This window comes from Microbispora sp. CSR-4 (assembly GCF_008033685.1).
Taxonomy (GTDB): Bacteria; Actinomycetota; Actinomycetes; order Streptosporangiales; family Streptosporangiaceae; genus Microbispora.
On record NZ_VJVX01000016.1, the window covers coordinates 87746 to 101208 of the forward strand.

10 protein-coding genes are annotated in these 13463 nt (G+C 71.8%); 8 read left to right on the plus strand and 2 right to left on the minus strand.

The genetic code is table 11. The features are described from left to right. Positions 1-6 precede the first annotated feature (6 nt). The 7 genes from FLV34_RS14740 (at position 7) to FLV34_RS14770 (ending at position 8775) form a co-directional block, all read left to right on the plus strand. The gene (locus FLV34_RS14740) at positions 7-570 is read left to right on the plus strand and encodes an RNA polymerase sigma factor (protein ID WP_147943351.1); all 564 of its coding nucleotides are present in this window, start codon (positions 7-9) and stop codon (positions 568-570) included. Positions 571-742: 172 nt separating this feature from the next. Next, positions 743-1243 (plus strand): hypothetical protein, encoded by a 501-nt coding sequence (locus FLV34_RS14745; RefSeq protein WP_147943352.1) that lies wholly within the window; start codon positions 743-745, stop codon positions 1241-1243. Between the two features lie 283 nt (positions 1244-1526). Further along, positions 1527-2303 carry a hypothetical protein gene (locus FLV34_RS14750; RefSeq protein WP_147943353.1) on the plus strand — a complete coding sequence of 259 codons (777 nt, stop codon included), beginning with the start codon at positions 1527-1529 and terminating at the stop codon, positions 2301-2303. Positions 2304-2305: 2 nt separating this feature from the next. Next, positions 2306-3001 (plus strand): hypothetical protein, encoded by a 696-nt coding sequence (locus FLV34_RS14755; protein ID WP_142646886.1) that lies wholly within the window; start codon positions 2306-2308, stop codon positions 2999-3001. 5 nt (positions 3002-3006) lie between these two features. Beyond that, on the plus strand, positions 3007-4257 hold the full coding sequence (locus FLV34_RS14760) for a hemopexin repeat-containing protein (protein ID WP_147943354.1): 1251 nt from the start codon (positions 3007-3009) through the stop codon (positions 4255-4257). Positions 4258-4288: 31 nt separating this feature from the next. Beyond that, complete coding sequence (locus FLV34_RS14765; protein ID WP_147943355.1) at positions 4289-6376, plus strand: hypothetical protein; 2088 nt, start codon at positions 4289-4291, stop codon at positions 6374-6376. Between the two features lie 5 nt (positions 6377-6381). Beyond that, entirely contained in the window at positions 6382-8775 is a 2394-nt protein-coding gene (locus FLV34_RS14770) for a hypothetical protein (RefSeq protein ID WP_147943356.1), read from the plus strand. Here the strand turns inward: FLV34_RS14770 and FLV34_RS14775 are convergent. Beyond that, the gene (locus FLV34_RS14775; RefSeq protein WP_147943357.1) at positions 8762-9592 is read right to left on the minus strand and encodes a helix-turn-helix transcriptional regulator; all 831 of its coding nucleotides are present in this window, start codon (positions 9590-9592) and stop codon (positions 8762-8764) included. The two genes, FLV34_RS14770 and FLV34_RS14775, sit on opposite strands and share 14 nt — an antisense overlap. A 348-nt stretch (positions 9593-9940) precedes the next feature. On the opposite strand from FLV34_RS14775, the gene FLV34_RS14780 reads away from it, so the two are divergent. Continuing rightward, a complete protein-coding gene (locus FLV34_RS14780; RefSeq protein ID WP_147943358.1) occupies positions 9941-11170 on the plus strand; it encodes a sensor histidine kinase in 1230 nt (409 codons plus the stop codon). 152 nt (positions 11171-11322) lie between these two features. Here FLV34_RS14780 and ligA read toward each other — a convergent pair whose 3' ends face one another. Then, positions 11323-13410, minus strand: a complete 2088-nt coding sequence (gene ligA, locus FLV34_RS14785; RefSeq protein WP_142646880.1) for an NAD-dependent DNA ligase LigA — start codon at positions 13408-13410, stop codon at positions 11323-11325. Positions 13411-13463: the final 53 nt, after the last annotated feature.

Consider the following 13463-nt stretch of genomic DNA (forward strand, 5'->3'; position numbering starts at 1 on the left):
CCGGGCATGCGTGACGATCCGGTCGTCGTCGCCCTCGTGCTCCGGGCGCGCGAGGGCGACGCCGCGGCGTGGGACGCCATCGTCGAGCGGTACGCGCCGCTGCTCTGGGGCGTGTGCGCTCGTTATGGCGTGACCGGCAGCGACGCGGACGACGTCGCGGGCGGCGTCTGGCTGCGGCTGGTGGAGCGCCTCGACACCCTGCACGAGCCGGCCGCTCTGCCCGGCTGGCTCGTCCGCACCACCCAGCGGCAGTGCCTGCAACTGCTGCGCGCCCGGAAGCGGCAGGTTCCGGTGGACGCCCCCGAGCCTGGCGCCCACCGGAAGGAGGACGACGGCGTGGACGGCGAGATACTGGTGGCCGAGCGGCGGCACGCCCTGCGCATGGCCTTCGCCGAGCTGCCGGACCGGTGCCGGGAGCTGCTGAGCATGCTGTTCGCCGAACCGCCGGCCTCGTACGCCGAGATCAGCGCCACGCTCGGCGTGCCGGTGGGGGCGATCGGCCCCAACCGCGGGCGTTGCCTCGACAGGCTGCGCAGGAGCCGTGCGCTGGCCGCCCTCGAACTGGCCTGAGGAGTGTCCGACAAATGCTGCTTGTCGCGAGCGGGGATCCAGGTGGATGCATCGCAACGCGGAGGAGGAGCCGATAACAGCGTTATCGGCGACGACGGCAACGCAGCGAGGCGCCGCCTGGGCCACGCGCGGTAGGGCCATGATCTGTCAGACACGACCAAGATGCATCGACGTGGACGGGGACGACGGCGTGACGGACACACCGAGCTGGTGGGACGACGACGACCGGCTGATCGAGGAGCTGGGGCACGCGATGCGCGAGGCCCGGGTGCCCGAGTCCTTCGTACGCGCCGGGAAGGCGGCCTTCGCATGGCGGACCGCCGACGCCGAACTGGCCGAGCTGTGGTTCGACTCCCTGCTTTCGGCGCGGGAACCTGCGGGCCTGCGCGACGAGACGCGGCCGGACGGCTCGGGGCCGCGCGTGCTGACGTTCGCCGCCGGGGAGTTGTCCATCGAGGCCGAGATCCACCCCGACGCGGTGCGCGGGCAGCTCGTCCCCGCGCAGCCCGGCGCGGTCCTCGTGCGGGACGACGACGGCCCCGTACGGGAGGTCCCGGTCGACGAGGTCGGCTGGTTCGTGATCGAGCCGGTCCCGGCGCGGCGCTTCCGGCTGCACGTGCGAACGTCCGCCGGAGCGGCCGTCATCACCGGCTGGATCGACCCCCGGCCATAGCCGGCCCCGCAGGCCCCGGCCGGACGACCCGCCCACCGGCCGCGGCCCACCCCGGCCCGGCCGCGCCGCTCGCGGCGCCACCGCGATCCCAGTGCAATCCCACCGCGATCCCACCGCGTCCCCACAGAGGCCCCACCGCGGCCCCACCGCGGCCCCACCGCGGACTGCCGGAGAACGCCGGGAAATTCGCGGGGATTCGCTGTATCACCGGGCTCCTGACTCCATCCGTCGTGCGACAGACCACCGCGTCAGCGGTGACGTACGCACCGGAAGGACCAGGATCGTGAGCGATCCCGCACGCGCGATGAGCAAGGAAGACGCCTACGCCGAGCTGCTCGACCTGCAGTCGGGCGACGTGATCAGGCTGGAGGGGGCGGGCGGCCCCGAGAGGGTGAGCCTGGACGGCTGGGACGGCGAGCAGCCCCAGGACGGCAACGTCGCCGGAGTCGTCGTCCGCTACCTGTCGTCGGGCACGGTGACGTTCGGGCAGCCCAGCCACCCGGCGGCGCCCGACCGGCTCGACCCCCGCAACGCGCTCGCCCTGGTGCGGCTGTGCCAGTGGCTGAAGGACACCTACAACGTCGTCGAGTTCTACCACCTCGGCATCTCCGGGGGCGGCGTCGACAGCCAGGGCCGCCCGCGCACCGACTGCCACGGCCAGGGCCGCGCGGTCGACTTCGTCGGCGTCAAGGCCGTCGCCGAGGACGGCGAGGAGTGGACGCTCACCGTCAACGACGACTGGGGGACCGTCTCGACCGCCGCGACCCCCGGCGGGAACTGGCCGCCGGGCACCGGGTCCGGCACGTTCTACCGGCTCGACGACGAGGACGCCGACCCGTTCACGCGCGACTTCTGGCGCGCCGTGTACGAGTTCATCGCCTCGGAGTGGCAGGACCGCACCGACGGCCCCGACGGGCTGGACACGCCCACGTCGATCGGCGAGCGCAGCTTCGTCATGCACCCCGACCACCCGGCCACCGCCCCGGGGACGGCGCACGGCCGGGAGGCCCACAAGAACCACATCCACATGCAGATCGGCGTCACAGGAACGGCGGTCTGAGCATGCGCAACCTCACCTTCTGCGACATCCGGCTGCACCCCTCGACGGTGGAGTCCGCCTTCGAGGAGGCCATGACCGGCGACGTCATGCCGGGCGCGGGCGTCCTGCCGCACCCACCCGGCACGCTGTTCGTACGCAGCCTCTATCGCGAGGCCGGCTACGGGTTCCCGCCGGCGTACCGGTGCGTCGTGCACACGGCCCTGGTGAGCGACACCGGGTTCTTCGGCATGCGCCCCCGGATCGCCCGGCTCGGCGCCGACACCAAGGAGCCGCGCCTGCGGCCCGTCGCGGGCGCGGTGCCGGACGACGAGACGGCGCTGGGCGTGCTGCGGGCCCGCGACGGCCACTCGCTGGTGATGGCCGCCGTCCATCTCCCCCTGCGGATGATCCAGGAGGCGTTCGAGAAGGAGCTGGTGGCCGCGCTCGAAGAGGAGGTCACCGAGCCGTCCCGGGTCAGCGCGGTGTCCGGGGCGATCTGGACGCGCGACGACGAAGCCGTCCACGGCCGGGTCGAGTATCTCGTCGCCGCGACGGGCGACTTCGCCGAGCTGCGGCTGCGGCCCCGCACGGTCGAGCGGATCGAGGCGGCAGGCGGCAGGCTGGTCGAGTCGCGCGGGTTCCGTCACGTCGGCACGGTGTTCGCCGACGCGGTCGTCGGCGGGGTGGCGGGCGACCCCGCGCCTCCGGCCGGGGGGTGACGGCCATGGAGAAGCTCTGCGGGTTCGTCGCCCCGTCCGGGATGAAGGCGTACTTCTTCACCGGCGATCGCTACATCCGCTACGACGTCGAGGCCGACGGCGCCGACGAGGGCTACCCGCTGGCGATCGCCGACCAATGGCCCGGCCTGTTCGAGGCGGACATCGACGCCGCCCTGCCGTGGAGCGACGGCTCGGTCTTCTTCTTCCGCGGCGACCAGTGCCTGGCGTACGACATCGAGAACGGGGTCGTGCTGGACGGGCCGCGGCCGATCGCCGAGATGTGGCCGGGACTGTTCGATCTCGGCATCGACGCCGCGATCCTGTGGGGCAGCGGCAACGCCTACTTCTTCTCCGGGGAGGAATACCAGGTCTTCGACGGCGCGAGCGGCGAGATCGACCCGGAGGCCAGGCCGATCGCCGGCGACTGGCCTGGAGCGTTCCCACGGATCGACACGGCGCTGTGGTGGCCCAGCGGCAACCCGTACGTCTTCGCGGGGAGCGAGTACGCGAGGCTCGACCCCGAGGACGGCTCGGTGGCCGAGGGCTTCCCCCGGCCCGTCGAGGAGGACTGGCGGGGGCTGCCCATCGGGCCGGTGGCGGGGGACGTTCCCGAGCCGGCCTGGCTGGCCGGCTCGGCGCGCTCGGTCAGGGACTTCTTCCCCGAGTTCAGCGCCCCGCTGGAGGGCCGGGTGCCCTACCTCTACCAGGACGTCAAGGGCCTGGTCACCACGGGCGTCGGCAACCTCGTCGACTCTCCGGAGGAGGCGGCCGCCCTGCCGTTCGTGCACGCGGCCACCGGGCGGCCCGCCACCCGCGCGGAGATCGAGGCCGAGTGGCACCGGATCAAGAACGAGCCCGGCCTCGCGAAGAAGGGCCACCTGGCGGCCAAGGCCATCCACACCCTGGAGCTGCCCGACGCGGCGATCGACGAGCTCGTCCGCAAGCGGTTCGACGTCAACGAGGCCCGGCTGTCGGCCTTCTTCCCCGGGTGGGCGGACTGGCCCGCCGACGCCCGGCTCGGGGCGCACAGCATCGCCTGGACCGGCTCGTTCTTCCCCACCCGCTGGCCGGGCTTCACCGCCGCCGCGAACGCGGGCCGGTGGGAGGAGGCTGCGGCCCAGTCCCACCTGCGGGAGGACGGCAACCCCGGCATCGCCCCGCGAAACCGGGCGAATCTCCGGTTGTTCCGCAACGCGGCCGCCGTGGTCGCCCGCGGGCTCGACCGATCCCGCATCTACTACCCCGCCGCTCTGTGAGCGGCGTCCCCACACTGTTCAGGAGCCAGCGATGGTGAACCCAGCAGGACCGATCATGGCCGGCGGATTCGAGACCGTCACCCTCAACGAGGCCGGCGTCGAATACTCCCTCGTCTTCCTCCCCGACAAGCACAACGACGAGCTCCAGGCCCAGGGGTCCAACCCCGTCTTCTACTGGCTGCCGGAGCGGATGCGCCTGGCGCGCAAGTCGAACGGCGACCTCAGACTCAGTTTCCTGCATTTCGTCGGCGTGCAGGACGGCCAGACCAACATCGGCGTGGCCCCCGGGCAGACCCGGGAGACCTCGGGCGGGGTGCTCAGCTTCGCGATGACCGGCGCGCCGCCCGAGGGCGTCCTGCGGGACGCGCACAAGCAGATCCTGGAACGGATGCAGCAGGGCAGCCGGGACCGGTTCTGGCAGGTCAAACCGGGCGTGGCCGACCGGTCCACGATCGCCGACATCCGGCCGATCCCGATCAGGAGCTCCACGCTGCGACTGATGATCACCGACCAGGACGGTACGCAGGGCGGCAACGCGGGCGACCCGTTCTTCGTCACCGCCCAGGGCGCCGGGCCCGGCAGCCTGATCCCCACCGCCGAGCACCCGTTCGTCGTCAACCTCGGCACGTTCGCGGCGGCGCAGGTGGAGCAGGGGCTGCTGGGCACCGAGGTGCCCATCGCGGTGACGGCCGACCTCACCCTGCCGCTGTGGGCGCCGATCACGCGGCTGCACATGACCGCCAACTGGGAGCGGGTGTTCAGCCACTTCACGGCCCAGGCCGGCGCGAGCTGGTGGTGGAGCTCGGCCGACCTCAAGGCCACCTGGAACACGCTGCGGATGAACGGCGACATCAAGGTCGAGCTGGAGATGGACCGGACCATCCCCGGCGCGGACAACAAGGAGGCGATGGTCACCAAGTACATCGACATGCTCGTGGCGATGTGGCTGGACCAGGCGAAACAGGTCATCTTCCAGCCGATGCCGGAGGTCCAGGACCCGGGCCCGCCCAAGCCCGGCGGGCTGCTCAACCTCTTCGGCTGGGGCTTCGGCGCGGGGTTCAGCCTCAACTTCCGCCGTGACCGGGTGGAGATCGCCAACTCCTTCACGTTCGAGGTCGACGAGATGTACGCGCAGCCGAGCACGATGGGCGGCAACGTGGACGGCGTGGCCGACCTGCTGGCCGCCCACCCGGAGCTCAAGAGCCGCTACCTGCGCACGCTCTACCTGGACAACTGGGACCGCAAGATCACCACGGTCTGCCGGCCCGTGATCAAGTGGCCCGACCCGGACCACGGCGTGAGCGGCGACCCGGTGAAGTTCGCGAGCGTCCAGATCGGCTACCCCAGTGTGAACGGCGAGATCGCGTGGTCGGCCCACGACTTCCTGCCGCCGCGGCGCCCGCAGGAGGTCGACGCGACGACCAGCGTGCAGGGCGAGGGCGCCCCCGTCGGGGAGACCACCCCGCTCGCCCCCGCCTCCTCGCCGACCCTCGTCTATGCGAGCGGCTCGACCAGCGAGCTCTTCTTCGCCCGGCAGACCCAGAAGAAGGCGGAGGAGGTCACCGGCGCGCCGGAGGGGTGGCGCCCTGACAAGGTGTTCGTCCGGCGCACCATCCAGTTCGACGAGGCGCCGTCCGCCCTCGACGACCGGTTCACCCGGATCATGGTCGAGGCCAACGAGGTGAATCTCGACCCGGGCCCGTTCGGCACCCTCACCGACAGCCTGAACGTGGCCGTGCGAGCCGACAACGCCGGCGTGCTCGTGCTCACCCCGATCACGATCAACATCGATCTGACGGCGAGCAACCAGATCGTCGAGGTGCAGGTGCAGGCCAAGGGCGAGAGCCCCGACGGCGGCGAACGCCCGATCGTGACGTTCACCTTCACCATGGCCGACACCGGGGAGCACTACAAGGAGCGCCGGTTCGCGCTCTACACGGGGCAGCCGGGACGGCCGCCGGGATACCGCTACCGGGCGCGCGTGATCATCAAGGGCACACTGTTCGAGGACGGGGAGGAGTGGATCGGGCCCTGGACAGACGGCGAGGGCAGCGGCGACCTGCCCGTACGGGTGCCGAAGAAGACCGCTCCGGGCGTCACCGTCGTGAGCCAGGTCTGACCGCGATGAACACACCAGGATTCCCGGCCGACGAGCCGGGTCCCCGCATCGGGGCGGCCGACGGGGGTGAGCCCCTGCTGCCCGACTCGCAACTGGGCCCGCCCTGGTGGGCGCCCGCTCCGGAGCTCGTGCCCGCCTCCGCGGGCACGTTCCGGTTCCTGTTCCGCGTCACCGGTCACGACGACGAGGGATCGCCCGTCCTCAGCGCGACGGTCACCACCGTGCTGCGCTTCCCCCCGCCGCCCGCCGGTGCCCGGACCGTCCCGTGGACGGACGTGAGCGTACGGCTGCGCATCCCGTTCGTTGACGCCGACACCGGCCGGCCTGCCTCCACCGAGCTCCCGATCGACGTTGACGTGCGCGACGACGTCGTCCACTGCCGGGCCGAGATCAGCGGAGCCGTGGCCAGGGCCGCGTACGGCGCGCTGAGCACGCCGGGCTTCCAGCCGGGCGACGGGGCGGGGCTGATCGTCAGCACGAGCTTCGTCGGCGTGCAGGAGACGCTCGCGGCGTGGGCCGTCTCCACGATGGTCCACGCCGAGCCGGAGCGTCTGGAGATCGTGCCGGTCCAGGGATGGCCGATCGAGGATCCGCCCCGCGAGGAGCACCCGATCCCCGAGGAGCATCCGAACTGGTCGGACGTGGTGATCACCGAGGTTCGCGTCCCCGGCGAGGTCATGATCGCCGGGCGGGGCGCCATCCGGCCGGCCGAGGTGTCGCCGCTGCTCACGGAGTCGGTGCTCAGGGAGTCGGTGCTCAGGGATTCGGCGATCACTGATTCCGCGCTCGCGGACACGGCGGTGGCGGGGCGGGCCTTCCTGGCGGCCTCGCCGGCCGAGGAGGCGTCGCTGGAGCCCTTGGCGGAGATCCCCGTGGAGTCCCTGGCGGAGGCCCCGGTCGAGGCGACGGCGGAGGCCCCGGCGGAGGCGACGGCGGAGGATCTGCCGGCCCTGTCGGCCCTCGCCCGGATGCCGCTCCCCCTGCCGCCCACCGGCCGGCGCCTGGTGCTCCGCGACGACCTCAAGGGACGACTCGACGGACGCCTCCTCCGCGGGTGGCCGGGCGGACGGCTCCTCGGCGGAATCTCCACCGGCCCCGTGGGAACGGGCGTGATCCCAACGTACCCCCCGTCGTTCACCATGGACATGGGCGTGACCGTGACCCGCTCGCACCGCCTGCCGCTGCTGGTGCCGTGCCGGGACGACCCCGGCCTCTACCGGCAGGACGTCGGAAGCGGCGAGCCCGTGATCGTCGGCTGCCAGGACGCCTTCCAGCTCGGCCGCGCCCCGGCCCGGCGGTTCGCGCCGGCTCCGCGCCTGGACCGCGACCACCGATACTCGGTGTGGGAGTCGCTCCAGCAGCCGGCCACCTACCTCGTCGTGCCCTCCCACTATCGGGTGGCCCGCGACGTGGTCGGCCGTCCCCAGCTGGAATGGCTGCAGGTGTTCGACGCCACCGTGGACGCGGGCCTGCCGTGCCGGCTGCAGGCCCGGTGCGTGCCCGATCTGTCGGCGGCCGAGCTCGCCGAGCTGGAGTCGCTGCTGCGTGCGGACGCCGGCGGGCGCGACGTCCGCATGCTGCTTCCGACGTCCCCCTCGGTGGGGTCCACCGGGGTGTCGGTGCGGTCGAGCACGCTGGAGGGCGGCCTGCGCGCCGTCCTGGACGACGACGCGATCCGGCTGGCGCTGCAGGTGGACTACGACGACGCGGTCGTGGCGGTCACCCAGTTGCGCGGCGGCGAAGCGGTCTCGCAGATCGTCTTCGACACCGGCGACTCCTCCACCTCGATCGCGACCACCGTGCACCTGGACGTGGACGAGCTGGCCGGCCCATACCCGGCCGGGCCCGTACGGGTCACCGCGACCGGACTGCGCAACGACGCCGACACGGCGGCCACGGTCACGGCCCTCTGGGTGCGGCGGGTAGTCGGGGGCTGGGAGCGGGTCCCGCTCGACCCACCGGTGCGGGTCCCCGCGCACGGGGACGTCGTGCTGCCCGCCGCCGTCGGGGACGGGGCGGTCGCGCCGCAGGCGCTGCTCGACCCCGCGGACCCCGCCCAGCTGGTCGTCCGCAACGTCTACCTGGAGAACCTGCACACGGCCGTGCTGATCCGCCGGGACGTGGACCTGCGGGCCGCGGGCATCTCCGCCGTGGGGCTGGTCTTCGCGGTGTCCGGCATCGAGGTGGCGCGGGCCGTCCTGCCCGCGGACGCGCCCACGCTCGAGGTCACCCTGGTGCAGCCGCTGGTCGCCGACCGTGCGACGTTCGACCGGAAGGTCGCCGTGTCCGTCACGCTCACGCGGGACGACGGCACCGTACGGCCGTCGCCGAACGGCCCGGTGATCATCGACCTCGCGGCCGGCGCGATCGTCCGGCTGTCCCGGCTCATGGAGGGGTGACGGCGGGCCGGAGGCGCGCGAGGATGCCGAGCGCGTCCTCCGACGCGCTTCCCGGTTCGGCCTGGCAGACGACGAGCTGCTGGCCCGGGGCGCTGTTGGCCGTGAACATCTCGTAGGAGAACGTCAACTCGCCGACCAGCGGGTGATAGTAGTGCTTACGGTCCACGTCCCGGGGCAGGACGTCGTGGCGAGCCCACATCCGTACGAAATCCCTGCTCTGGTCGGACAGCTCGTCCACCAGCAGGGGCAGGAACGGGTCCTCGGGGTCGGCGCCGGCGATGGCGCGCAGTTGCGCCACCTTCGTCGCCGCCGCCGCCTCCCATTCCACGAAGAAGGCGCGTGCCTGCGGGCTGAGGAGACACATGCGCAGGAAGTTGTCGTTGTGGTCGAGACCCTGGCAGAGGGTGTCGGCCAGCCGGTTGGTCGCGAGCACGTCCATCCAGCGGCCGAGGATGAACGCCGGGGCGGCGTCGCACATCCGGAGCAGGTGCAGCAGGCGGCGGCTGACCTGCTCCTCCCGGCAGGGCGGCCGGGGCCGGGGCCTCGGGTAGGCGAGCTCGTAGAGGTGCTCGGTGGCGGCGTCGTCGAGGCGCAGCGCCCGGGCGAGCGCGTTGAGGACCTGCTCGGACGGACGGCGTTCCCTGCCCTGCTCCAGCCGCGCGTAGTAGTCGTTGCTGACGCCGGCGAGCATGGCCACCTCTTCCCTGCGCAGTCCGGGGGTACGGCGGCGGCCCATTCGCACCAGCCCGGCGTCCTCCAGGCTGACGGCCTCGCGGCGAGCCCGGAGGAAGTCTCCCAGAAGTCGCTTACGGTCCACTTTTTCACCGTACGTCACTTATGATGAGTTTTTAGGAAATTTGTCCCCAATTGGGGTAGTGTTGAGCCTGTCACCGATCGTCCGACAGATCACGTTCGGATAAACGGAGCGCTCGCCCCGGCCCACCAGGGCGATCGACTTTGGGTGGTTGTGCCACACCCAGGATGAACACATTTAGGAAGACCACAGCCTTATCCATGTGATGTGGACCACCCTGGCAGACGATGGCCACGTGCATGGAACTACGGCTCCCCGCTGCAACATGGGATCTCCTCCGACCTCCGAAGGATCAATCAGGGTGCGTTCCGAGAGCGGGGAGCCGGGCTGCCTCCCGGAAAGAGCCCTCTCGTGCGAAACACCCTGAATCCTGTCTGCGTCCCCTTGGCGCTGGCCGAATTCACCGAAGCGCACCGCCGGCGGATCGTCGACGCGCTGCTGGCCATATCGATCCTCTGTTTCACCATCCCGCCGACGCTCCTGGGTCTGTCCTTCTCCCTGTGGGGCCCGGTCCCGCAATGGATCGAGATCGTCATCGAGGTCATCACCGCGGGCGCCTTGCTGATACGCCGGCGCACCGGACTGCCCATGATCGTCACTTCGGCTCTCTGCGCAGTGACCACCGGGCAGATCGTGCCCATGGCCTTCGCCGCATACTCGATGACGGCCGACAGCAAGATCCGCAAGTGGCAGCTGGTGACCCTGCCTCTGATCATGACCGCCGCAGCCGTCGACTACGTGGACCCCAAGACGGACGACGTCCTCTACCTCTGCGTGGTGCGCGCGCTGGTGTTCATCTTCATGCCCGCACTGGTCGGCACGTGGGTGCGCGGCTACCGCGGCATGATCTCGGAGTTGCGGGCCGAGGTGCGGGACCGCGAAGAGCAGGCGGCAGTCCGGGAGCGCCGCAAGATCGCACGAGAACTGCACGACACCGTGACGCACGCGGTCACCGTGATGGTCCTCAACGCGGGGATCATCCGCGACGACGCGGACCCCGAGACCGGCAGGATCGCCACGACCATCGAGGACAAGGGCGTGCAGGCCCTCGCCGAGCTGCGCGAGCTGCTCGCGGTGCTCCGGCGCGAGGACGGGTCCCGGATGACGGCGGGGGCCAAGGCGATCCCTTCCCTCGTGGAAGAGGCGGCCGCCACGGGCACGCGGGTCAGTCTCGACTACCACCTGCCGGATATCGGCCTGCCCGCCCAGATCGGGCTCGCCTGCTACCGGGTCGTGCAGGAAGGGCTGAGCAATGTCAGGAAGCACGCTCCCGGGTCCCTGGTGCGCGTCACCTGCGAGGCCCGCGACGGCGTCGTGACCGTCTCGGTCGTGAACGGCAGGGATGAAGGCCGGGCGAGGATGTCCCTCCAGCGCCTGCTTCCCCCATCGGGGTTCGGCCTGGCCGGGCTCGAAGAGCGCATCGCCATTCTGGACGGCCGGTTGGAGAGAAAGGGGACGCCTGACGGCGGCTTCATGCTGGTGGCGCGCATCCCCTTCCACCCCGCCGGCGCTCAGGCGGCCGACGACCTTGCCTACGACCCTGCCGACGCCGACGAGGCTGCGGACGGCGAGAGCGCGTGAGCCGTGCGCGGCCCACGCGGCGGCGCCTCACCGCGTTCTCGCCCGCCCACGATGGATCCCGCACGGGCCACCGCCGGCAGCGATCGCCGGACGCCGCCTGAGCCGCTCGTCTCGTCCGTCGCACGTGGGCTCGCGCGAGCGGACAAGGTCGCCTACAACAGGTGCGCGACCATCTCGGCGAACTCCTCGGGGGCGACGATCCGCACGCCCAGGGACTCGGCCTTGGCCCGCTTGGATCCCGCGTTGTCTCCCGCGACGACCAACGAGGTCTTCGCGGAAACGCTGGACGAGGCCCGGCCTCCGGCCCGTTCGACGAGCTCGTTCATCTCGTTGCGGGACAACGCCGCCAGGCGCCCGCTCATCGCGCCGGTGACCACGACCGTCATCCCGGTCAGCGGCAGCGCACCCTGCTCCTGATCATCCGGAGCCGGGATGGTCGTGCCGCCCACGTCACCGGCCACCGCCGCCACACCGGGCTCGACCATGTTCACCCCGGCACGGACGAGCTTGTCGATGAGGTCGCCCAGCTCGGCCAGCTCGGCGACGATCACGGGCGCCTTCTCCGGGCCGATGCCGTCCACCTGCTGGAGCGCCTCGGCGTCGGCCGCGCGGATGGCCTCCATCGTGCCGAAGTGCCGGGCGATGCGGCGGCTCATCGAGCGCCCCGTCCCCCTGACCCCGAGCGCGCAGAACACCCGGCTCAGCGGCCTCGTCCTGGCCCTGTCGATGGCGGCCAGGAGGTTGTCGGTGGACACCTCCCCCATCCGCTCCAGGTCAAGCAGCTGCTCGCGGGTGAGGAAGAACAGGTCGCCGAAGTCGGCGATCAAGGCGGCGTCCAGCATCTGCTGGATGCGGTTGTCGGCCAGCCCCTCCACGTCGAGCTGGTCGCGGCCGACCGCGTATCGGATCGAGGCGATCGCACGGCAGTCGCGGCCTCGCACGCATCTCCACCGCTCCTGGGAGGTGTCGATCTCGCCTTCGCAGGCCGGGCACACCTCGGGGAACACGATGGGCTGCTCGTCGCCGGTGCGCAGGTGCACCACCGGGGACTCCACTCTCGGGATCACGTCGCCCGCCTTGTAGACGACCACGCTGTCCCCCAGCATCAGCCCACGCCGCCCGATGTCCGCGGGGTTGTGCAGCGTCGCGTACGTCACGACGGAGCCGTCCAGCTCCACCGGCTCCAGAACCGCGCGCGGGGCGATCACACCGGTGCGCCCGGTGTTCCACTCCACGCCGAGCAGCTTCGTGATCTTCTGCACGGCGGGCAGCTTGTAGGCGATCGCCCACCGCGGCGCCCGCGAGCCGGACCCGGCCTGCGCCTGGTCGGCCGCGTCATCCGCCTTGATCACGATGCCGTCGATCCCGAACGGCAGCTCCGGCCGCGCGGCCGCGATCTCCTCGACCCGCCGCTGCACCTGCTCCACACTCGTCGCGACGATCCCGGCGACCGCGGTCTCGGCCGTGGTCTGCACCCCCTGACCGGCGACCCAGTCCATCACCTGGCTGTGCGGCGACTCCCGCAGCCGCGTCGCGAGGCCGGAGGTGTCGTCGGGCAGCGGCAGCGCCCCATACCCGAAGAACGTCAGCTCGCATACGTACGGCCGGTCCTGCGCCCGCAGCGTGCCCGCGGCGGCGCTGCGCGGGTTCGCGAACGTCGTCCCGTCGTGCGCCTGCCGTTTCGCGCACGCCTCCTCGAACTGCCGCGCGGTCATCATCACCTCGCCGCGCAGCTCCACCGTGACCGGGTCGGCCAGCCGCCCGGGCAGGCCGACGATCGTGCCGATCGCGTGGGAGACGTCCTCGCCCGCGCTCCCGTCGCCGCGGGTGACCAGCTGGACGAGGCGGCCGTCACGATAACGGGCGGCGATCGCCAGCCCGTCCAGCTTCGGCTCCACCGACCACGCGGTCACCGGACGGCCCAGCCGGCGCTCCAGCGAGGCCGCCCAGCTCGCGAGCTCCTCCGGCCCGAACACGTTGTCGAGGCTGAGCATGGGCACGATGTGCGGGACATCGCCCACGACTCCGGCGACCTTGCCCGTCGGCGACTCCTCCAGCACCTGATCGGGGTGGGCCCTCTCGTAGGCGGCGATGCCGCGGACGAGCCTGTCGTAGGCGTCGTCGTCCAACGAGGAGGTTCCGTCGCCGTAGTAGGCCGCTGCCGCGTCGGCCGCCAGCCGTACCGCCTCGGCGTAGGCGACCTCGTCGGGGATCGCGTCGATCGGGGGCGCTTCAGTCATGCGGTCATCGTGCCAAGCGGCTCCGACAAAAACGCCCGCCTCCGCCGCGCGTC